This window comes from Vreelandella hamiltonii, assembly GCF_014651795.1.
Taxonomy (GTDB): Bacteria; Pseudomonadota; Gammaproteobacteria; order Pseudomonadales; family Halomonadaceae; genus Vreelandella; species Vreelandella hamiltonii.
Genome location: NZ_BMXO01000003.1, coordinates 51,775 through 75,590, shown reverse-complemented (window position 1 = coordinate 75,590; position 23,816 = coordinate 51,775). Strand labels below are relative to the sequence as shown.

At 61.5% G+C, this 23,816-nt stretch carries 10 protein-coding genes and 1 tRNA gene; 8 read left to right on the top strand and 3 right to left on the bottom strand.

The features are described 5' to 3' along the window. The first annotated feature begins 3 nt into the window (after nucleotides 1-3). Nucleotides 4-2,433 (top strand): PAS domain-containing protein, encoded by a 2,430-nt coding sequence (locus IE061_RS04875; protein WP_230478382.1) that lies wholly within the window; start codon nucleotides 4-6, stop codon nucleotides 2,431-2,433. A gap of 164 nt (nucleotides 2,434-2,597) precedes the next feature. Here the strand turns inward: IE061_RS04875 and IE061_RS04870 are convergent. Continuing rightward, nucleotides 2,598-2,674 (bottom strand) — tRNA-Arg (locus IE061_RS04870). A gap of 52 nt (nucleotides 2,675-2,726) precedes the next feature. Next, the gene (locus tag IE061_RS04865) at nucleotides 2,727-3,674 is read right to left on the bottom strand and encodes an AEC family transporter (protein WP_193461124.1); all 948 of its coding nucleotides are present in this window, start codon (nucleotides 3,672-3,674) and stop codon (nucleotides 2,727-2,729) included. Between the two features lie 127 nt (nucleotides 3,675-3,801). On the opposite strand from IE061_RS04865, the gene IE061_RS04860 reads away from it, so the two are divergent. Next, nucleotides 3,802-6,876, top strand: a complete 3,075-nt coding sequence (locus IE061_RS04860; RefSeq protein WP_193461123.1) for a bifunctional diguanylate cyclase/phosphodiesterase — start codon at nucleotides 3,802-3,804, stop codon at nucleotides 6,874-6,876. Here the strand turns inward: IE061_RS04860 and IE061_RS04855 are convergent. Further along, entirely contained in the window at nucleotides 6,873-8,777 is a 1,905-nt protein-coding gene (locus IE061_RS04855; protein ID WP_373294946.1) for a sensor domain-containing diguanylate cyclase, read from the bottom strand. The two genes, IE061_RS04860 and IE061_RS04855, sit on opposite strands and share 4 nt — an antisense overlap. Nucleotides 8,778-9,319: 542 nt before the next feature. Here IE061_RS04855 and IE061_RS04850 point away from each other — a divergent pair. From IE061_RS04850 to IE061_RS04825, 6 genes are read left to right on the top strand one after another with little or no spacing between them, the layout of a single operon-like run. Continuing rightward, a complete protein-coding gene (locus IE061_RS04850) occupies nucleotides 9,320-11,347 on the top strand; it encodes a capsular polysaccharide biosynthesis protein (protein WP_193461122.1) in 2,028 nt (675 codons plus the stop codon). A 1-nt stretch (nucleotide 11,348) separates the two neighbouring features. Further along, nucleotides 11,349-12,584 carry a capsule biosynthesis protein gene (locus IE061_RS04845; RefSeq protein ID WP_193461121.1) on the top strand — a complete coding sequence of 412 codons (1,236 nt, stop codon included), beginning with the start codon at nucleotides 11,349-11,351 and terminating at the stop codon, nucleotides 12,582-12,584. Beyond that, on the top strand, nucleotides 12,581-13,378 hold the full coding sequence (locus IE061_RS04840; protein WP_193461120.1) for an SDR family NAD(P)-dependent oxidoreductase: 798 nt from the start codon (nucleotides 12,581-12,583) through the stop codon (nucleotides 13,376-13,378). Before IE061_RS04845 ends, IE061_RS04840 begins: the two co-directional genes overlap by 4 nt. Next, nucleotides 13,375-15,018: an LTA synthase family protein gene (locus tag IE061_RS04835; RefSeq protein ID WP_193461119.1), complete on the top strand. Its 1,644-nt coding sequence runs from the start codon at nucleotides 13,375-13,377 to the stop codon at nucleotides 15,016-15,018. Before IE061_RS04840 ends, IE061_RS04835 begins: the two co-directional genes overlap by 4 nt. Then, on the top strand, nucleotides 15,015-22,337 hold the full coding sequence (locus IE061_RS04830) for a type I polyketide synthase (RefSeq protein WP_193461118.1): 7,323 nt from the start codon (nucleotides 15,015-15,017) through the stop codon (nucleotides 22,335-22,337). Before IE061_RS04835 ends, IE061_RS04830 begins: the two co-directional genes overlap by 4 nt. Then, complete coding sequence (locus tag IE061_RS04825; protein ID WP_081136837.1) at nucleotides 22,334-23,662, top strand: aminotransferase class I/II-fold pyridoxal phosphate-dependent enzyme; 1,329 nt, start codon at nucleotides 22,334-22,336, stop codon at nucleotides 23,660-23,662. The genes IE061_RS04830 and IE061_RS04825 overlap by 4 nt, the downstream gene beginning before the upstream one ends. Nucleotides 23,663-23,816: the final 154 nt, after the last annotated feature.

Here is a 23,816-nt window from a genome sequence, read left to right as displayed (position 1 = left end):
CAGTTGAGTAGCGAGCAGCTCAGCCTGCTATGCGACATGGCCGCCATGGTAGAGGAGCTGGTGCAGAGAGACATCGACTACGGCACCTCGCGCTCCGGGCTGGTTCAGGAACTGCAAGCCAGCCGTGACGAATTCGCCTCGCTGCTCAGCAACATGCCCGGCGTCACGTTCCGCTGCTTGCCCGACGACAACTGGACCATGCTTTACATCAGCGGCCAAATCGACCAGATCAGCGGCTACCCCGCCGAAGAGCTGCTGAACAACAAATCCACCAGCTACGCCGAGCTGGTACACCCCGACGACGGCCCCATGCTGACCGAACAGGTCAACCTGGCGCTGGAACGCAAGGAAGGCTGGCATTTCGAGTACCGCGTTCGCCACCGAGACGGCAGCTGGCGCTGGGTCGAAGAGCGCGGCAACTGGGTACCCGGCAATGCGCAATACCCGCTCATCATGGAAGGCTTCATTGTCGATATCACCCGCGAGCACGAAGCCCGCAGCCAACTGCGCAAGCACCACGACGCCCTCAATCTGCTCAACGATATCGCCTTTCAGCCCGCCGACACACTCGATGCCAAAATCCAATACGCCCTGGCCCGTGCCAAGGCCTATCTCGGGCTGGACCTGGCGGTGATCAGCCAGATCGAAAGCGACGTGTACACCGTGCGCTGGGTCGATGCGCCCGACACCCTGCCCATACCGGCCGGCTACAGCCTCCCCGTCGACCAGACCTGGTGCCAACTGCTGCTTTCCGACCAGCAGCACGAGCTGTTCATTGCCAACGTCTCCGACAGCCGCTACCACCATCATCCATGTAACCAGAGCTTTCCCATCGGCACCTACGCAGGCATTACCCTGAACGTAGAGGGCCAAATATTCGGCACCCTGAACTTCACCTCCAGCCACTCCCGGCTGGGAGAGTTCGATGAAAGCGAGACCCTGTTCATGCGCCTGCTCGCCCGCTGGCTCTCGGACACGCTCACCAACAGCCTGAGCAACGAACGGGTCACCAAACTGATGGCCCAATTGCCCGGCACGATCTACCAATACCGGCTATTTCCCGATGGTCGCGCCACTTTCCCGTTCAGCTCTCCTCAGATCGAGGCGCTCTACGGTATTACGCCAGAAGAAGCCGCCCAGGATGCAGGGCCCGCGTTGGCCACCATCCACCCCGACGACCTCGAGAGCGTCGCGGCCAGTATCGTGCACTCCGCCAACACCCTCGATTACTGGGAAGCCACCTACCGCGTCAAGCAACCCGACGGCCACTACCGCTGGACCACCGGCCAAGCCCGCCCAGAACGCCTGGCCGATGGCAGCGTGCTGTGGCACGGCTACCTGTACGATATTCATGAACAAGAGCTGGCCCGCCTGGCCATGGAACGCAACGAAAGCCGCCTGCGCGGCCTGTTCGAATTTGCCCCCATCGGCATTGCCCTGAACGATTACGAAACCGGACGCTTCATCGACCTCAACGACGCCCTCATCCAGCCCTCCGGCTTCACGCGAGAAGAGTTCGTCAACCTCAGCTACTGGGACCTGACCCCCAAAGAGTACCAACCCGAAGAAGAGCTGGTGCTGACCAGCCTGGCCTCCCATGGCCGGTACGGCCCGTTCGAAAAAGAGTATTACCGCAAGGACGGCAGCCGCTACCCGGTGCGCCTGCAAGGCATGCTCAGCCAGGACCCGGATGGCAAATGGGTCATCTGGTCGCTCATCGAAGACATCACCGAACGGCGTCGTCTGGATAAAATGAAGAACCAGTTCATCGCCACGGTGAGCCATGAACTGCGTACCCCGCTCACCTCCATCAACGGTGCGCTAGGGCTGCTGGCCGGGGGTGCACTGGGAGTCTTTCCACCCCAGGCCGCCACCCTGCTCGACACCGCCTTGCGCAACGGCCAGCGCCTGACCACGCTCATCAACGACCTGCTGGACATGGAAAAACTGGTGGCCGGAAAAATGCCCATGCAGCTCGCCGAACAGCCCCTAGCCCCCTTGGTCACGGAAGCCATCGAATCCATGGGCAGCTATGGCGACCAGCACCAGGTCAGCCTGCAACTGCTGGCCAACGACACCACCCTGAACGTCAACGTGGATGGCCAGCGGCTCATCCAGGCACTGACCAACCTGATCTCCAACGCCATCAAGTTCACCCCCGCAGGAGCAGCCGTCAGCATCACCGCCCACGCCCAGCAAGGCCGCGCAGAAATCCGCGTGCGCGACCACGGCCCCGGCGTGCCCGAAGCCTTCCAGGCACAGCTCTTTCAACGCTTCTCGCAAGCCGACAGCAGCGACACCCGCAAACTCCCCGGCACCGGCCTGGGCCTGGCCATCACCCGAGAAATCTGCCGCCAGCTAGGCGGCGACGTACACTACCAGGGCGCCCCCGGCGGCGGCAGCGAGTTTGTGATTGAGTTGCCGATGGTGTGAGGGGAACGCGAGTAAGTCTCGGAGCGAGAGGTATACCACACGGTATTCCTCTGATTGTAAGGGTGGAATGTATAGAGGAACATGCAATAGAGCTGAAAGATTAGAAATTTCAGCGCACTAGCTCTGTTTCTAGGCTTTTGAGGACTTCCCGAGAAGCCCCTCAATGGCGTCCCTGGCAGGAGTCGAACCTGCGACCTGCCGCTTAGGAGGCGGCTGCTCTATCCTACTGAGCTACAGGGACTTACGGGGCGCGTAGTATAGCGCGTTGCTGCGCCCCGGCCAACCGCCGCGCTTTAAATCCACCCGGCCAGGCGTAGGGCGAAAATGCCCAACGTCACGGTGATGCTGGCCATCAGCGTGGTAAGGGCGATGATATTGGCGGCCAGGGCCACGTTGCCGTTGATGGCCTTCACCATCACGAAGCTGGCAGCGGCGGTGGGGCTGGCGAAGAACAGGAACAACAGCCCCAGCTGCGCGCCGGAGAACCCCATCAGCCATGCCGCCAGTGTGGCCAACGCGGGCAGCACGACCATCTTCATCAGGCTGGCACTCATGGCCACCTGACTGCCTTCACGCATGCTGGAGACCGAAAGCGTGGCGCCAATGCAGATCAACGCCAGGGGCAGCGTCAGCGAGGCAAAGTAGTTGCCCGAGGTCATCACCCAGCTGGGCAGCCCTACCGAGAACGCCGTGAACGGCAACGCCGCGAACACGGAAAGAATCAGCGGGTTCTTGACGATATGCCCCAGCAGGCTGCGCCAGTCGGTAGATTGGCCAGGCTGGTACGCCGCTAGGGCCACCACGGAAAGCGCGTTGTACATCACGATCACCACGCCCAGCAGCAGGCTTCCCGCCGAAAGCCCGTAATTGCCATACATGCCCGCCGCCAAGGCCAGCCCCACCACGCCGCAGTTACCGCGAAAGGCTCCCTGCACGTATATCCCTCTGTCTGCCTGGGGCACACGTAGATGCGCCCAGCCCCAGCTCAGGGCGAACTGCGCCAGGGTGGCCACAGCGAAGAACAGCAGCAGCGGAATGTCCAACGCGACACTGAGGTCGGCCTTGACTAGACTCAGAAAGATAAGCGTGGGCAGCGTTGCCTTGAACACCAGCGTCGAGGCCGTACTGATAAAGGCGCTGTCGATCCAGCCCAGGCGTTTCAAGCCAATGCCGATGAACACCATGGCAAACACGGGTAGCGTCACGTCTAGCGTGCGGGTAAACAGTTCCAGTAGATCCACAGCAGCTCTCTCAGTTGGATAAGCGGCGTCTTATACTCTACCGTTGACCAGGATTTGTCGACTGGCTAGACAGCCACCCCGGCATAAGGGAAAGTAGCCCTAAACGCGCATCACGGATACGTTACGTATGGTACAGCCCGCCGTCCCTGAACACGAAGCACAGCGGCTTCTCACCCTGAAGCGGTACACACTGGGGGATCTTTCGGCTGACCAGGAGTTTGACCGCATCACTCGTCTAGCGGCTGCTTACTGCGAAACCCCCATAGCCTTGATCACGCTGGTGGATGCCAGTCACGTCTGGGTCAAAAGTGGCGTGGGTGAATACAGCCCCACGGTATTGCGTCAGCTCTCATTATGCGGGGAAGCCATCCTCGAACCCAAGCTGTTCGAAGTATCGGATGCACGCCTGGATGCGCGGCTCCATAAGTTGCCCATGGTCAGCGAGGCGCCCCATGTCGTGTTCTATGCTGGCATGCCGCTGGTCGCCGACAATGGCGACATCCTCGGCACGCTGTGCGTCATGGATCACAAGCCCCGCCAACTGAGCCCTACCCAGCGGGAACTGCTACAGCAACTGGCCAGCAGCACCGTGCTGCAGTTCGAGCACTACCTGAGCCAACGCGCCTATCAAGCCATTGGCAATGCCGCCATCGGCCTCTGGGAGATGGATGTCGCCACCCGCACCACCCACTGGAACGACGTGGTCGATGCGCTCTATCAAACCGATGCTCGGCAAGCCAACACCTTCGAAGCGCGCATGCAGGCGTACACCTCGGCTGACCGCGCCCGGCTCGTCGAAGCCATCGACACCGCCATCGCCCACGGAGCGCCCTTCAACGATATCTTCGAGATGCAGACCCCCTCGGGCGAGCCGCTCTGGGTCAGAATCACCGGCAACCCCTTGGCCGTGGATGGCCAAGTGGTGCAGATCATCGGCACCATGCTGGATGTCACTCCCCGCAAGAAGGTCGAAACACAGCTACTGCGCCAGCAGGCACTGGAGCAGGCCATCATGCGGGCGCAAGCCAGCTTTATCGACGAACAGGGCAATGCCAAGGCGCTCAACCCATTGCTCGACGACCTGCTCACCCTCACCGGCAGCGAATACGGCTTCATCGGCGAAGTGCTTTACCACCCCGACAAGACACCCTATCTGGTGACCCATGCCATCACCGACATCAGTTGGGATGAGCCCTCGCGGCAATTCTACGCTCAGCACGCCCCCAGCGGCATGGTGTTCAGCAACCTGGATACGCTGTTCGGCCATGTGATGCGCCACGAAGAAGTGGTCATTGCCAACGACCCCGCCCATGACCCCAGGCGCGGCGGCCTGCCACCGGGGCATCCACCGCTCGATGCGTTTCTGGGGGCACCGATTCACTTCCACGGTCGTTGCATCGCCATGATTGGCCTGGCCAATCGCCCCGGGGGCTATCATCCCGACCTGGTGGAGTACCTGGCCCCGCTGCTGGGCAGTATCGGGCAGTTCATCAACACTCTGCGCCACTACCGTCAGCAGCAGCAAGATCAACAGGCCATCGCACGGCTTTCATTGGTGGCCAGGAACACCAGCAACGGCGTGGTGATCACCGATGCACGCGGCAACATCGAATGGATCAACGATGGCTTTACCCGGCTCAGTGGCTACACCTTCGCAGAAGCGGTCGGCAAGAAGCCAGGGCAGTTGGTCCAAGGCAAAGCCACCGACCGCGCCACGGTACTGCGCATTGCCCATGCCCTGCGCCACCGCCAGCACTTCGAAGAAGAGCTGCTCAACTACCGCAAGGATGGCACCCCGTACTGGGTGCATATAAGCTGTAACCCGCTGCCTGCCAATGAGCAAACCGGCGGCGGCTTCATTGCCATTCAGTCGGACATTACCGACACCAAGCTGCATGAAGAGGCGCTTTACAAGGCTGCCAATATCGATGAGCTGACCCAGCTGCCCAATCAGCGGCTAGCCCGTACGCAGTTGGAAGCACTGGTGCAGCATCATGCGCCACTGACCATCTCAGTGCTCAATATCGATGACTTCAAACGCCTTAACGACCTGTTTGGCTACGCCACTGGCAATAGCATACTCAGACGGGTAGCCAAACGGCTGGAAGCCCTGGTCAGCCCCTTCAAGGCCCAGGGCATCACGGCACGGCTCAGTGGCGATGAATTTGTGCTGGCAGGGCCAACCCAACGCCTCACCCCGTCCACCATCCAGCACGCCCTACAGCAGCCGCTGCACGTCAACGGGCAAAAGTTGAAGCTCACTGCCTGTATCGGTATGACCACCTACCCCAACGACAACGTCGACCCCGACGCCCTGTTTCGCCATGCCTATCAGGCACTCTATCAGGCCAAGACCCAAGGGGTTGCCCAGTGCGTACGCTACAGCACTGATCAGGAGTACCTGGTCAAACTGCGCCAGCAGGAGCGCAGCGCCATTCAGCACGGCCTGGCCAATGACGAATTTCGTCTCTACTATCAGCCCCAGGTCGATCTCAAATCGCACACCGTGGTCGGGGCTGAGGCGCTGATTCGCTGGATCCACCCGCAACACGGGCTGCGCAACCCCGCGGAATTTCTACCCCTGCTGGAAGGCAGCGAGCTGGAGTTTCATCTGGGCGAGTGGGTCATCGAAGCCGCCTTGAAGCAGCTGCAAAGCTGGCTGGCCATGGGCATCGAACTGCAGGTGAGTGTCAACATCAGCCCGCAACACCTGCTGCACCCCGGCTTTCTGCCGCAGTTGGAACAGCTGCTGCTGTACTACCCGCAAGTCCCCTCGCGACTGCTCGCCATCGAGATTCTGGAATCGGCCACGCTGGATGACATGCAGGCCGCCCTGCACGTGCTGGAAGAGTGCCAGCGGCTAGGTATTAAAATTGCCCTCGACGACTTCGGCACCGGCTACTCTTCATTGGCCTACTTCCGTCGCCTGCCCGTGCAGTTGATCAAGGTAGACCGCGATTTCGTGCGCGACATGCTGGAAAGTGAGGACGACAGAGCCATCGTGGAAAGCATTATCTTCATGGCAAGAAAGTTCTCACGGCCGGTGCTGGCAGAAGGGGTCGAGACCATGGAGCATGCCCAAGCCTTGCTGAACATGGGCTGCCATTTGGCGCAAGGCTACGGTATTGCTCGCCCGATGCCCGCCGACGCACTACCAGGCTGGCTGGAAACCTGGCAGGCAGAAGGATTTGCACTACCTTAATCGAACAACGCCATCGGGTCGCTTTCCCCCGTCAGCTTGACCATCACGCCATCGCGCCCTTGGCCTTTGACGTCATAGCTGGCGGCATCGGCACGTGCCAGGGCGACTTCCACGGCGTCATCGCTCTCATCGAAGACGGTCACGCCAATACTCAAGGTAACGGTATATTCCTTATCCTCGTGGGTCACCGACACCTCGCTCACCGCCTTGCGCAGTGAATCTGCAATCACCCTGGCTTGGCTAAGGGTGCAGCTGGGCAACAGCACTCCAAACTCATCCCCCCCCTGGCGGGCCACATGGTCGCTGCGGCGTACCTCCCAGGCCACCACCTGAGCAATACGGCGCAGCATCTCGTCACCCAAGGCATGGCCGCCTTCGTCATTGATCGGCTTGAAGTGATCAAGATCGAACAACAGCAGCGCCGAAGGCGTGCTGGTTTTCTGGAAGTCAGCAAACGCTTCTTCCAGGCGGCGTTCGAAACCACGTCGATTCAGCAGCCCGGTCAAGGGGTCATGTTCGGCTTCCCAACGCTGCAACGCCTCTTGCTGGCGCCGCTCGGTAATGTCCTTCACCACACCGACCAACCTCAAGGAGTGGCCGCCTTGGGTCAACATCACCACTCGGGCGTGAATATCCAGCCACAGCGTTTCGCCGTCGCTGCGCAGAAAACGCAGCTGGCGCACGAAATCACTGCCGCTATTCAAGCTGTGTACCCACATGTCCCGTGCACCCTCACGGTCATCCGCGTGAATCTGTGTCAGCCACTGCTCCATTTGGGTATCTGCAGGAATATCCAGAATTTGCAAAAGCGCAGGATTCATATAAGTAATCTTGCCGCCGAAGTTGGCCACGAACATTCCCTGAGGCGTGGCACTCAGCACCGAATCGAGAAACGCCTCACGCTCCTGCAAATGCCCCACCAGCTGCTGGCGCTCGTCTTCCACACGATTGAAGGTATTGGCGACTTGCTGCAGCTCCTGCATCCCCGTGGCCAGGGCCAACTGCGAACGCCGCCCAGCCCCCACTTCGCCAATCTGGCGTTCAAGATGATCGAGAGGCTTGAGGATACGCGCCAATAACCACCACAATAACGGCATCATCAGCAGGGAAATCACCAGCCAGATACCAAACAGCTTGGAGATGAAGCCCGAAAGCGGAAGCTGCGCCTGCTCGGTGGGCAAATGGAGCCCAACGACCCAGTTGGCCGGCCACACCTGCGCATACGCCTGAAGGCTGGAACGACCGTCGGCCAGACTGCTGACCCCTTCTCCCTGCCAGCCGTCCAGGGCCAGGTCCAGCAGTGCATTGCGCTGAGCGCGGTTGATCTGAGCATTCACGAGCTCATAATCGGGATGGTAAAGAATCTTGCCTGACGCCGTCGCTACCGCCGCGAACCCCTGATCGCCCAAACGAATGGTTGCCAGTCGATTGAACAGGCCGCTACGGTCGAGGCTGACCATACCCGCCACGAACCCGGCAAAACGACGCTCCTCGTCCAGCCGAGGCACGATCATCAGCACCATGGGCGCGCCGCTTGCACGGCCAACAAAAGGCTCGCTCACATAAGGGCGACGTGTGCCACGTACCATCCTGAAATACTCGAGTTCTGACGTATCGAGTCCCACCCGTCCCACGATGCTGGGCCAATCAGCGACAATCTCACCGTGCTCATCACTCACCACTAGCCCATCGAACCAGGCGAGCAAAGCATCGTTTTTCTGCAGCTCATACGATAACCAACTCGTTTCGTTGGCGGACCCCATGGCGCTGCTCAACAGCTCCAGCGCCCTGATGCGCTGATTCACCTGCTGAGTAATTTCATCAGACAGCAAATCGGCCTCATAGCGCAAATGAGCCATATTGGTCTCGTGCACCATGGTCTTGCCCACCTGCCATGCCATACTCAGTACTGCGCCCGCCAGAATCGCCAGAGCACAAGATAGGCCCAACAGTAGCCGCCCTTTCAAGGAGCGTAACGTCAACAGCCTGTTGATGATGGGGGCTCGTCGCACCAGAAGTTCCTATTTCGTGAGCATTCCCTGAAAAAAATGAGGGACAGGCCTCATGCCTACTTACTAAAACCAACTTATCAAAAAGAGCAGCAAGTTGCGCGTTGATTTAATTCGCATTAGTAACGTTGCCGGAACCCCGGTTATGCGACATGCTCTGCATGGCAATGTAACCTGTTCGTAAAGCGCGTGCTGCTGAATTGATAACCCTGCCCAATTCACGTATGTTCGCCGCCTACCAGGGCTTGGTGTGAAAAGTCAGCGAGCGCAGACCAGACAAGGCAAACATGGGCGAAAAGGCATCCTTTACAAGCTATTAATGAGCGCATTGAGCGAATTCACTCACAAGCCCATGCTTAACGCCGTATGGTCAAGCCTACCCCCTTTTCAGACAGCGCCTAACACTTTGAACGACATGGACTGCAGCCTCAACCATGGCAAAACGTACGGCGGGTTATATTTCAAAAGGTATCGGCAAACTTGCCACTTTGGCAACGCTGCTCCCCGAGTTTGACCGTTTTATGCGCATCGGCGCATTTACCGCCAAGCCTGCGGCGGTCATAGGATGGGGATTCAAGCCGACCGCAAAGCGCGCCAGAGATTATGCCAAACGTCATGGGTTGACCTATGTCGCGCTTGAAGATGGCTTCATCAGATCACTCGGCCTGGGAGTCCATGGCTACCAGCCCCACAGCATGGTCGTCGATCATACCGGCATTTACTATGATGCCTCACGTCCCAGTGACCTGGAACACTGCCTGAACGATGCCACGTTCACGGCCGAAGAGCTAAGTCACGCCACTACCTGCATGCACCTTCTAACTCAATGCCGCCTATCAAAATACAATCATGCTCCTGACAAGCGGTTGGTAGGCTCTAAAGGTAAGGTATTAGTAGTCGATCAGACCGCAGGGGATGCCTCCATTACGCATGGTGGAGCCAGCGCAGAAAGCTTTTCATCCATGTTAGAGGAAGCCCTGGCCAATCACCCCACTGAGCATGTTCTGGTCAAGATTCACCCGGACGTCATCGCAGGCAAGAAAAAAGGCCACCTCACACAAGCGCTTGATCATCCTCGCTGTCATGTCGTGAGCGAAGACATCAACCCTTGGGCCCTGTTCGACCAGGTAGACACCGTCTATGTGGTTACCAGCCAGTTGGGGTTCGAGGCATTGTTGGCAGGAAAGCAAGTGCACTGCTTTGGCCTGCCATTTTATGCAGGATGGGGACTCACCCATGATCGGCTTTCATGCGCTCGCAGGCGCACGACCAGGACGCTCACCGAAGTGTTTGCCGCAGCCTACCTGCGCTATACCCGCTACGTTAACCCATATACGCAAGAAGCTTGCACACTAGAAGAAACGATCCATTTGATTGCCGACCAGAAGCGTCAGCAAGAGCACCTGCGCGGCGAGTGGCTAGCCTGCGGTTTTTCATTTTGGAAACGACGCTTTGTTGGCCATTTCCTTGGGCCTGCATCAAATATCAAGCACATCAAGGAATTACCCAAACACTTACCAAACAACCGTGCCCAACCACGCATATTGGTATGGTCAAGCCGCATCGACGCAGCATTCAAAACGCGTCATGCGGAATATTTGCCTCATATTTGGCGCATGGAAGACGGGTTTATTCGCTCAGTAGGGCTAGGCGTTGACTTATCCCAACCCCTCTCATTGGTGATCGATGCATCGGGCATTTACTACGACCCGAACCAGCCAAGCGATCTGGAGCGTTTGCTCAACACACATCCCATGGAGGCATCTCTGCTGGAAAGAGCAGCACAGCTACGAAAACGACTGGTCGCGCTGAAGCTGTCAAAATATAACGTGCAAGGCAATACGGATATCCAGTTACCCGATGACAAAGTCATCATCCTGGTACCCGGCCAAGTGGAAAGCGATGCCTCTATCGCAGCAGGGTCACCCAACATCAACACCAACAGCGCCCTGCTGCGCACCGTACGCCAAAACCAGCCTGATGCCTTCATCATTTACAAGGCTCATCCCGATGTCGTCAGCGGCGCACGCGTTGGCAAACTCGATAGTGAAGCCAAACAGCTGTATGATCTTGATGGCAGTGACATGGAGATCACCGCTCTACTGGAACGTGTCGACGCCGTGCATACCATGAGTTCTTTGACCGGTTTTGAGGCGCTGCTACGTGATCGTCAGGTACATACCTACGGCTTACCCTTTTATGCGGGCTGGGGGCTGACACACGATGCCATGCACTCTCCTGGCCGAACTCGCACGTTGACATTGGATGAGTTGGTAGCAGGCACCCTGCTGTTGTATCCCGGCTATGTAGATCCTGCTACAGGCCAGCTATGTAACGCTGAAACGGTCGTTAGCCTGCTGGAGCAGGCCAGAGCGCGCCAAGTCCACTCACCTCAACACCAGCTTACATGGAAGCAGCGCCTGTATCGCTGCTATCGTAATGCATTGATTGGAAGTCATTGAGTTGAAGCAAAAACGCGCATTTTTATTTCTTCAAGGCGTTTGTTCGCCCTTTTATCAGCGTCTGGCCCGTCGTCTAAGCAACGATGGACACCGTGTAGTAAAGGTCAACTTCAACGCGGGGGACATTCTCTATTGGCAGCGCACCCATAGCAAAAGCCATTTATTTCGCGGACCATTATCGGCACTCCCGGAATACATCACATCGCTTTGGCAACGCTACGAGATCACCGATCAGGTCATGTTCGGCGACCAGCGGCCGGTACATCGCCAAGCCATCGAGCAAGCTGCCCAGGCAGGGGTACGCACCCACGTTTTCGAGGAGGGCTACTTTCGCCCCTTCTGGGTAACACTCGAGCGCGATGGCGTTAACGGACGCTCGCTTCTTCCGCGAGACCCCGCCTGGTTTTACGAAGCGGGCAAGGCATTACCTGCGTTGCCAAAACCGGTGCGCTTTCGCTCATCCTTCAAAATTCGCGCTCTGCACGATGTGGCTTACCATGCCGCCGGGTTAGCCAACCCCCTGGTAGCGCACCGGTATGAAAACCACTCCCCCATCAAAGCGCCCATCGAGTATGCAGGCTACCTAAAGCGTTTCGCACAGCTGAAAAAATGGAAAAAGCGCGACGCCCAGCGCATCAAAACGCTCATCGACAGCGGCCAACCCTATTTCATGTTGCCGCTACAGCTCAACACCGACGCGCAGATACTCCATCACTCTTCTTACAAAAACATGGAAGAGGTCATGGATCATGTGATGGGCTCCTTTGCCGCACATGCCCCACAAGAGGCTCTGCTATGTATCAAGAACCACCCGCTGGACATGGGCCTGGTCGACTACCCGGCCATCATCCAGCGGCTGGAAAATTTCTACGACCTGAAGGGGCGTATCGTCTACCTGGAGTCGGGCGATCTCAACCAACTGCTCAAATATGCAGCAGGCACGGTGACGGTCAATAGCACCGTGGGCATCGTCTCCCTGGAGCATCAGTGCCCCACTTTTGCACTGAGCAAGCCCATCTACCATATGGCGGGCCTGACCTACCAGGGCAGCCTGGAGGAGTTCTGGCACCAGCCACCGCCGCCCAGCGCCCAGCTGTTCGACTATTTCCGTAACACCGTTATGTATGCCACCCAGCTCAACGGAGGGTTTTACTGCCAGCCCGGGATCGATCTCGCGGTCAATAATGCCGCCCAGGTGCTCGAAGCCTGCCCCTCGCCACTGGAGAGGCTGCTGTGAGCACCCCACCCCAAACAGGCCACCGCTGCGTGCTGATCACCGGCGCCACCGGATCCATCGGCAGCGCGCTGGCCAACGAATATGCCAACCACGACACCCACCTGATCCTCCACGGCCGCAATCTCGCCGCCCTGGAACAGGTAGGCGAAAACTGCCGCGCCCAAGGGGCCCAGGTCACGCTGTCGAGCATCGACCTCGGTGATGAGACCGCGCTGGCCAACTGGCTGGCCGAGCTATGCACCCACCACCTGCCCAATATCGTGATCGCCAATGCGGGCAAGAACACCCACCCGCCCCAGGCGGGCGAACTGGAAGCCTGGCCAGACGTTCAGGCGCTGCTGGACATCAACCTGACCACCCCCATCGCCATGGCCCACCATCTGGTGCCCGCCATGCGCGCACGGGGCAGCGGCCAACTGGTGTTCATCAGCTCCCTGGCCGCCTGGCACGGGCTGCCCAGCACGCCCACCTACAGCGCCAGCAAAGCGGCCATCAAAGCCTACGGGGAAGGCCTGCGCGGGCTGCTCGCCCCGGCCGGTATCGGCGTCACCGTGGTCATGCCCGGCTATGTCACCTCGCCCATGTGCAACGCCATGCCCGGCCCCAAACCCTGGGAGTGGCCACCTGAGCGTGCCGCCCGCGTCATTGCCCGGGGCATTGCAGCCAACCGGCCACGGGTCAGCTTTCCGTTTCCGCTCAATTTCGGCACCTGGTGGCTGGCCGTTCTGCCCGCTGCGGTGTCCCAATGGCTGATCAAGCGGCTGGGGTTCGACCACCTGGAGGGCGGCTCATGATGCTCTTCTCCGCTACCGCGCTCACCGCCATGGCGCCCGCACTGTTCACCGGGCTGCTCGGTAGCCTGCTGATTGAAGCGCTGCTACGCCCCCGGCCACGCCCCTTCTGGCAACGCCGCCTGGCAGCCAATGCCGTGCACCTGGGCAGCTGGCTGCTGCTGTTTGGCGTGTTCACACTGCTGCTACAGCGCCCCTGGTTTGCCGTGGTGTTCATCCTCTCGCTGCAGCTGGTGGTGGTACAGTCGAGCAACACTAAATCAGCCACGCTCAACGAGCCCTTCATCTGCCACGATTTCGAATACTTCTGGGATGCCATCCTGCACCCCAGGCTCTACGTGCCCTTCTTCGGCATCGGGCTTGCCATCGCCGCCAGCAGCGCTGGGGCCGTGGCCATCGGCAGTTTCTTCTATTTCGAGCCATCCCTGGTGGGCCAGTGGGGCTTTATGCCTTGGCTCTTCAGTTGCCTACTGCTGATACTGGCGGGTGCACTGCTGCTGGCGGCCAGCCTGAAACGCTTGCCCCCGCCCACGCTAGCGCCCAAACACGACCTGCATGAAGCGGGGCTATACACCAGCCTGTGGAGCTACGGCGTCGCGCTGATGCGCTCACCCGCGCCCGCCCCGGAAAGCTCACCGTTCCAGCCCTTTAGCCAGCCCCTACACCGAACAGAACCCTCCGCAGCCACGCTTCCAGGACAAACACTGCCCAACGTGGTGCTGGTGCAAAGTGAGTCTTTTTTCGACCCCCGCCCTTGGTGCAAGGACGTAGCACCGGGGCTACTTGACCAATTCGACGCCACCGCCGCCGAAGCCATCGAGCAGGGCGAACTGCATGTACCCGCCTGGGGAGCCAACACCGTGCGCACCGAATGCGCCGTGCTGACCGGACTAGCCCCCAGCGACTGGGGGCCGCGTCAATTCAACCCCTACCGCACGCTGTCACGCCACCCTCTCGCCAGCGTGGCCAGCGCATTCAAGGCCCAGGGGTACCGCACCGTATGTATTCACCCGTACCCGGCCACGTTCTATCTGCGCGACAAGGTCATCCCGCTGTTGGGCTTCGACACCTTTCTGGATCTCAGCGCCTTCGAAACCCAGGAAAAGCACGGCCAATACATCGGCGACCAGGCGGTAGCACGAAAGGTTGGACGCCTGCTGAAAGATGACGATAATAGGCCGCTATTCGTGTTCGTGATCACCATGGAAAATCACGGCCCGCTGCACTTGGAAGCCCCCCAGCAGCAGCGTCTCGCCGAGACGCTGCCCAACGCCCCGTGGCCGCTGCCAAATCACTTGCGGGATTTGGCGGTCTATCTCTACCACCTTGGCGAGGCAGACAAAATGCTGGGTAGCATCAAAGCGGCATTAGGCGCAACCCCCCGTGAGGGGCTACTGGGATGGTACGGCGACCATGTGCCCATCCTGCCCGCCGCGTATGGATATTTTGGCGCCCCTACGGGCCGCACGCCATACATGATATGGTCAACGCAACGGCAACCGTCTGACCCACCGCCTGCCGAGCACAGGCCGCAGGGAATAGCAGCAAACGAACTTGGCGTCCGACTATTTAAACAAGTGTTTGGACGCGATATAAGTAGTGATGTGATCAAGGCAGAACCAGAACCTCAGGAGCAAGAATGACTAAACGCGTGGCCATTATTGGTGCCGCCCATCGTTTCCCAGGCACCACCCCTGAAACGTTCTGGCAAGACCTGCAAGCCGAAAAAGACCTCGTCACCCAGGTAGCGCCCGACCGCTGGAGCCACGAGGCGTTCTGGCACCCCGACAAGCGCCACCCCGGCACCAGCGTGACGTTCGCCGCTGGTAGCCTGGGCGATATCAGCGGGTTCGACGCAGCGTTTTTCGGCATCTCCCCCAGGGAAGCCGCCAACATGGACCCCCAGCAGCGCATGCTGCTGGAGCTGGCCTGGGAAACCATGGAAAGCGCCGGCATCGTGCCCAGCACGCTGCGTGGCAGCCAGTGCGGTGTGTTCGTGGGCGTTGCCAGCCTGGACTACTCCTATCGGCTGGCCGACGACATGGCCGCCATCGACGCCTCCACGGCCACGGGCAACACGTCCAGCATTGCCTCCAACCGGCTCTCCTATATTTTCGACCTGCACGGCCCCAGCATGTCGCTGGATACCGCCTGCTCGTCTTCCATGGTGGCGTTCCACCAGGCCTGCCAATCCATTCGCAGCGGTGAAACCTCCATGGCGCTGGCAGGGGGCATCAGCCTGCACCTGCACCCCTACGGCTTCATTATTTTCTCCAAGGCCAGCATGCTGTCGCCCACCGGGCGCTGCCAGGTCTTCGACGAAGCCGGCAATGGCTACGTGCGCTCTGAAGGCGCAGGCCTGTTTCTGCTCAAGGATTACGACCTGGCCGTCGCCGATGGCGACAACATCCTGGCGGTGGTCGCGGGCTCGGCAGTCAACACCGATGGGTACAAAACCGGGCTCACCGTGCCCAACCCCAGCGCCCAGATTGCCCTGATGCGCAGCGCCTACGAACAGGCAGGCATCTCCCCCGACGAAATCGACTACCTGGAAGCCCATGGCACCGGCACCGCCGTGGGCGACCCCATCGAAACACGCGCCATCGGTGAAGCCCTTGGTCAGCATCGCAAAACGCCGCTACTCATCGGCTCGGTGAAGAGTAACGTCGGCCACCTGGAAACCGCCTCCGGCGTGGCGGGCCTGGCCAAAGCGCTGTACAGCCTGCAGCACCGCGAAGTGCCTGCCACCATCGGCATTCGCAAGCTGAACCCGCGCATCAAGTTCGACGAATGGAACCTGCACGTGGTCACCAAAGCCCAGCCCCTCAAGCCCGAGGGCAAGCTGGTCATTGGCGTCAACTCCTTCGGTTTTGGCGGCGCCAACGCCCACGTCATTCTGGAAAGTGCCCCGGAAACGCCCGCCGCTGAGCGTCAGGTGCCGGATGCCCCGCTGCCCATTCGGATCAGTGCACGCAGTGAAGCCGCCCTGGCCGCCAGTGCTCAGGCGTTGGCCACCCACCTGCAGACCACCGAGCAGCCGTTTTACGACATTGCCCACACCCTGTTTCACCACCGTGAGCAGCACAGCCACGGGGCGCTCTGCTTTGCCAGCAGCGCAGCAGAAGCCGCTGCCGCGCTTGGCCAGTTTGCGGAAGGCGATACCAGTCAGTTCACCATGCTGGAGCGCCTCACTAACGCCAAGGGCCCGGTGTTCGTCTACGACGGCAACGGCTGCCAGTGGGCCACCATGGGCCACGACCTGCTCGACACCGCCCCGGCCTTCAGCGACGCCATCGACCGCGTCGATGCGCTGTTCCAGCGCCACGGCAACTTCTCACTGCGCGCCGAGCTGGCAGGCCTGAACCAGCAAGCCGGCGAAGAAGAACGCTTCGTCAGCACCGAAATTGCCCAGCCAGCGCTATTTGCCCTGCAAGTGGCGCTCACCGAATGGCTCAAGGAGCAAGGCATTACCCCCGCTGCCGTGTTTGGCCATAGCGTGGGTGAAGTGGCCGCCGCCTGGGCCTCAGGCGCCTTGAGCCTGGAAGACGCGGTGAAGGTGATCTACTACCGCAGCGACTTCCAGGGCAAGACCCGTGGCTTGGGCGAAATGACCGCTGTGGCCATGAGCGCCGACGACATCGCCCCCTGGCTGGCCAAGCCTGAGTTCGACCGGGTCAGCCTGGCCGGCATCAATAGCCCCAAAGGCATTACCCTGGCAGGCGACAAGGACCAGCTCAGCAAACTGGAAGGCGCCCTCAGCGCCGAAGAAGTGTTTGCCAAACGCCTACCGCTGGATTACGCCTTCCACAGCCCCGCCATGGACAGCATTCAGGAAGGCGTGGTGGAAGCGCTGGCCGATATTCAGCCACAGCCCACCCGCATTCCGTATGTATCCACCGTGACAGGGGCCGTGGCGGCAGGTGACACGCTGGACGCCCACTACTGGTGGCTGAACATTCGCGAGCCGGTACGGTTCGACGACGCCGCCACGCACCTGATACAGCAGGGTTATAACGTCTTTGTCGAGGTCGGCGCGCACCCCATTTTGCGCCGCTACCTCAACGAGTCGCTGCGCCAGCAAGCGCAAAGCGGTTTGGTGCTGGGCACTCTCGAACGCCACAAACCCGGTCTCGATGGCCTACAGCGTACGCTGAGCCAACTGCTGCTCAGCGGGCTTACCCTACCCAGCGGACACTACTTCCCCGTGGAAGGTCAGCGCGTGCTGCTGCCTCGTTACCCGTGGCAACGTACCCAACTCTGGGTGCAAGGCACCCGGGATGGCCAAGGCCTACTGTCGCGCTACTACCAGCACCCACTTCTGGGCTACCCGCTAGCCCAGCAAGAGCACACCTGGGAAAGCCAGCTGGACACCAAGCGCCAGCCCTGGCTGGCCGATCACGTGGTGGGCGAAGGGGCTGTCTTCCCCGGCGCAGGCTTCATCGAACTGGCCCTGGCCGCGGCCATGCAGCAAAAAGACACCCCGCTGCTGGATATCGAAGAGCTGGAAATCCGCGCGCCGCTGCTACTGGATGGCCCCAACGGGCGCTCCATGCGCCTGACGCTGGACCCCAACGACGGCCGTCTGGAAATTCACTCCCGAGAACCCGTCACGGGCAGTGAATGGCAGCTTAATGCCGTGGCGCGCCGCATGCGCGAAAGCCGTGGTTTCCTGCTCAACCGTCAAGCCCCGGCGCTACCCAGCCGCGATGCCGACTACGCGCTGGAACAGCACCTGGCCATGGCCGAACGTATCGGCTTGCACTATGGCCCCGCTTTCCAGGCCATTACCCGTGGCTGGATCGAGGGCGACAGCGTCATTGGCGAGATTCACCTTTCGGAAGCCGTCACCGCCCAGCTCGACACGCTGCACGTGCATCCCGGCATTCTCGATAGCGCCTTCCAGCTGTTCATTCCGCTGCTCGCTCAGCAGGCAGATCTTGCCTCGCAGCTTGCGTTCGTCCCCGTGCGCGTAGGCCGTATTCAGGTCAATGCCGAAGCAGGCACTCCCGTGCTGGCCCGTGCCGTCATGGGCAAACGGGCGCCGCACTCCTTCACCGCCGACTTCGAGCTTTACGATGCCGAAGGCCGTGCCGTCGCGGTACTCAGCCAGACCCGCTTCAAGGCCATTCGCCTGAATCGCGCACACCACCAGCACTTCAGCTACCTGGATATCGAACTCACGCCTGCGCCGCTTCGCGCCGCCGCGCTCCCTTTGCCAAGCGATGCCCTGCCGCGCCTGATGGGGCTAGGCGAGGCCTTCAGCGCCAGCACCGGCCAGCGTTACGGCCAGGAAGTCGCGCCGCTGCTGGACAGCCTCAGCGAAGCCTTCGCCCAACAGGGCACTCCCGCCGCTGCCGACAGCGACGACGCAGCGCCCCTGCCCCCGGAAACCATCTGGCAGCTGCTGGTCCAGGACTACCCGGACTACTTCGCCCCCATTCATCTGGTGGGCAGGCTTGGTCTGCACAAGGAAGCCCTGGCGCGTGGCACCGACACCCTGGAAAGCCTAGGCATCACCCACGAACACCTGGCAGGCATCAACCGTGTCCTGATTGGCGAAAGCGGCTGGCAAGTACTGGCCAGCGAGCTGGGCAGCCTGATGGAAGCAGCCCTGGCCGCCCTGCCCGAAGGCCAGCGGCTGGCTCTGCTGGAAGCAGGCCCCTGCGCCCCCGCGCTGGGCCAACGCCTGCTGGAACGCCTTGCCCATCACTCGCCCAGGGTCACCGACAGCTACCGCTACCGTGCGCTGACCACCAGCGACACCGCGCGCCATCAAGCGGAACAGCTCCAGGAACGCTACCCGCTGATCGACGTTCAGCCGCTGGAAGAGACCCTGCCCACGCTGGCAGAGGCACAAAAAGCCCAGCTGGCCTTCATCAGCGCCGACGTCACCCAGCCTGAACGCACTCGCCAGCTCATCGAGGCACTGCCTTCGCAGTTGGCACCGGGCGCACAGCTCATTGTGGTCGGCATTCATCCCAGCCGCTGGCTGGACGACCTGCTGGCCACCCCCGGCATTGGCCAGGCCGCGCTGGAACAAGCCACCCTCATCGAGTGGCTCTCCGCCCAAGGGCTCAGCGTGACCGCGCCCATCGAGCTGGAAGAGAACGGCGCCTACCTGCTGCATGCGCAAGCCCCCAGCGAACAGCCGGGCAGCGCCGCGCAAGCGCCCCAGGCACACACTCTGGTCATTGCCGACGACACCCAGCAAGCCCTGGCCAACGGGCTGGCGGCAGCGCTGGACAACGTCACCCTACTCAGCGATGGCGAGCCTGCGGCCCTGCTGGCCGAGCAGTTGCGCCAGCTCGAAACGCCCCCCGCCGCGCTGAACGTACTGGACCTGCGTGGCCTGGGCCAAGATACCACCGCCGCACAGACCCAGCGCTGCCACCTTGCTCAGCAGTGGTCGCTGGCCCTCGAACACAGCGGCCTGGAAGCCCAAGGCAGCCGTGTCACGCTGTGGCTGCTCACCCAGGGTTACCAGCACGGCGACGACGCCGCACTCTGGGGCTTTGGCCGCTCGCTGGCCAACGAAGCCGTTGGCCACAGCGTCACCCAGCTGGAACTGCCCGAGCAGCCCAGCACCAAGGCCCTGGCCTGTATCGCCGATTCCGTGACCCACCCGGATACGGAAAACGAGCTGGTCATTACCCAGGCAGGCACCCGCTACGCCACCCGCCTGCGTACCCTGCCCGCCCCGCACCCGCACAAGGCCAGCCAGGCAGCGCCGCGCCAAGCCATGACGCTGGGCTTTACACTGCCCGGCCAGTTGCGCCAGCTACAGTGGCGGCCACGCCAGCTCCCCGAGCTGGGTGCCGACGAGGTGGAAGTGCGCGTCAAGGCCACCGGCCTGAACTTCCGCGACGTCATGTACACCCTGGGGCTGCTCTCCGATGAAGCCATCGAAAACGGCTTTGCCGGCCCCACCCTGGGCCTGGAGTTCTCCGGGGAAGTCGTCGCGGTCGGCAGCAACGTCAACCATCTTAGTCCCGGCCAGGGCGTGGTGGGCTTCGGCCCTGCCAGCTTCAGCGACCGCCTGGTCGCCAGCCAGCACGCCGTGGCCCCGCTGCCCGAAGGCGTCAGCTACGCCGCAGCCGCCACCATTCCGACCACGTTCTTTACCGTGTACTACGCGCTGAAGCATCTGGCGCGCCTAGAACCCGGCGAAAAAGTGCTGATTCACGGCGCTGCGGGCGGTGTAGGTATTGCCGCGCTACAAATTGCCCAGTGGATGGGCGCCGACATCTACGCCACCGTGGGCTCGGAAGAGAAACGCGACTTCCTGCGCCTGATGGGCGAAGCGCGTCTCTATGACTCGCGCTCGCTCACCTTCGCCGAAGAAATCCTCGAAGATACCCAGGGCGAAGGCGTCGATATCGTGCTCAACTCCCTGGCAGGTGAAGCGATCAACCAGAACCTGCGCGCACTGCGCCCGTTCGGCCGCTTCCTGGAGCTGGGCAAGCGCGACTTCTACGAGAACACCCACATTGGCCTGCGCCCGTTCCGCAACAATCTGAGCTACTTCGGCATCGACTCCGACCAGCTGATGAAAGTGCAGCCGGCCCTCACTCAGCGCCTCTTCGGCGAAATGATGGCGCTGTTCAACGACGGCACCCTCAGCCCGCTGCCGTTCACCGCCTTTAGCCACAGCCAAGTCATCGATGCCTTCCGCTACATGCAGCAGGCTCGCCAGATCGGCAAGGTAGTCGTCACCTACGAACAGCCTATTGCCCCACCGCGCCAGGAGCAGCTGGGCAGCGGCAGCCTCACCCTGCCCGCCAATGCCAGCTACCTGGTCACGGGTGGCCTGGGCGGCTTTGGCCTCAAGACGGCTCAGTGGCTGGTCAGCAAAGGCGCACGGGAACTGATCCTGCTCAGCCGCAGCGGCCCTGCCAGTGAAGAAGCCCAGGCCGCTATCCGTGACTTCGACGCCCAAGGCATCAAGGTCATGGCCGCCGCCTGCGACATCACCGACCGCAACGCACTGGCCAACGTGCTGGAACGCGCCAAGGCCGAGCTCAGCCCGCTGCACGGCATCGTCCACGCCGCCACGGTGATCGACGACGGCCTGATCCGCAACCTGGACGCCGAACGCATCCACAAGGTGCTGGCCCCGAAAATCGACGGCGCACGCCACCTGGAAGCGCTGACCCAGCAAGCCCCGCTGGATTTCTTCGTGGTCTACTCGTCGGCCACCACGCTGTTCGGCAACCCTGGCCAGGGCAACTACGTGGCTGCCAACCACTGGCTCGAAGCCTTCGCGGCCCGCCGCCGTGCTCAGGGCCTTCCGGCCACCTGCGTACGCTGGGGTGCCATCGAAGACGTCGGCTTCCTGGCCCGCAACACCCGCACCCGCGACGCCCTCCAAGAGCGTTTGGGAGGCTCGGCGCTGCGTTCCGACGACGCCCTGAAGGTGCTGGAACAGATGCTGCTGACCCCCGGGCCAAGCCTGGGCGTGCTGGAGCTGGAATGGGGCGCACTGGCGCGCTTTTTGCCCACCTCCGACACCCCGCGTTTCGACGAAATTGCCCGCGCCAGCGATGACGACGGCAGCCTCGACCACGACGACGACATCAGCGCCCTGCTGGCCGACCTCTCGCCGGAAGAGCTGCACAGCACCATCACCGAACTGCTGCGCGCAGAGCTGGCCAGCATCCTGCTCATCGACGAAGAGAAAATCGACGTCAACCGCTCGGTGTACGACATGGGCTTCGACTCGCTGATGGGCGTGGAACTGATGACCGCCATCGAGAACCGGCTGGGCGTTCAAGTCCCGGTCATGGTCCTCAGCGAAGCCTCCACTCTCGACAAGCTGGCCGGCGTGCTGATCCAGAAACTCCAACAGCATGACGAGGATGTTGAAGAGTCGCCGCAAGATGCGTTAGCCTCTCTGGCCGCTCGCCACGGCGCGGACGGCATTACCAGTGAGCCCGCATCCTCCCCAGCGACAGAGACACCATGACCGCCAAGCGTTCAGAACTAAAACGCCAGCTACTGGAACAGGCGCGCAAGCGCCCTACCGCAAGAGCCAGCCAGCCCACTGCCCCTGCCACCAGCGCAGGGGCAACCCGTTCGGTGCCCGAACGCTTCACCCGCTTCGATGCCCACCCAGGCTATCAACAGCTCTCGATGATGCGTCAGGGCGCGCAACAGCTGGGCTTGCAGGTGCCGTTCTTCAAGGTGCACGACGGCCTGGCCGGGGCCACCAGCGTCATGCAAGGTCGCACCTGCATCAACTTCGCCAGCTACAACTACCTGGGCTACTCCGGCGACCCACGGGTCATCCAGGCCGCCTGCGAGGCCGCCCAGCACTACGGCACCTCGGTATCTGCCAGCCGCGTGGTCTCGGGCGAGCGCCCCATTCACGGCGAGCTGGAACAGGCCATCGCCAAGGCGTATGCCGTGGAAGATGCCGTGGCCTTCGTCAGCGGTCACGCCACCAATGTCTCCACGCTAGGGTACCTGCTGGGCCCCAAGGATTTGATCCTCCACGACGAGTACATCCACAACAGCTCGTTGGTCGGTGCCCAGCTCTCCGGGGCCAAGCGCATGTCGTTCAGCCACAACGACCCCGACGCCCTGGACGCGCTGCTCACCCAGCACCGCCACCAGTTCGAACGCGTGCTGGTGGTGATCGAAGGGCTCTACAGCATGGACGGCGACATCCCCGACCTGCCTCGCTTCATCGCCATCAAACAGCGCCACCAGGCCTGGCTGATGGTCGACGAAGCCCACTCTTTCGGTGTCATGGGCGAAACAGGCCTGGGCCTGCGGGAACACTTTGCCATCGACCCCACCCAGGTAGACATCTGGATGGGCACCATGAGCAAAACGCTCTCCGGCTGCGGCGGCTACATTGCCGGTAACAAGGCCCTGGTGGAAACCCTGCGCTACTTCGCGCCCGGCTTTTTGTACAGCGTCGGCATGCCCGCCCAGGTCGCCGCCCCCTCGCTCAAGGTACTGGAACTCATGGCCCAGGAGCCCGAGCGGGTGGCCCAGCTACAGGCCATCTCCCGTTACTTCCTCGAACAGGCGCAAGCACGCGGCATGGACACCGGCCACAGCATCGGCTCCGCCGTCGTCCCCGTGATCGTCGGCAGCTCACCGCTGGCCGCCAGGCTCTCCAACGCCCTGCTCGAAAAAGACATCAACGTCCAACCCATCCTCTACCCCGCCGTCCCCGAAAAAAGCGCCCGCCTACGCTTCTTCCTCTCCTGCGAGCACACCCAGGCGCATATCGACGAAACGCTGGATGTACTGGAGAAACTGCTGGCGGAGGGAAAGTGAGGAGTGAGGAGTGAGGAGTGAGGAGTGAATCGTAGCGCGGCGTCACGATAGAGCGAGAGAAACGAGCGAAAGAGGCACCCGCGGAGGGCGGCACCCGCCGCCCCGACTGAGCCATCGTTCAATCAAGCGCCACCCGGGGCAACAAAAGGTAATC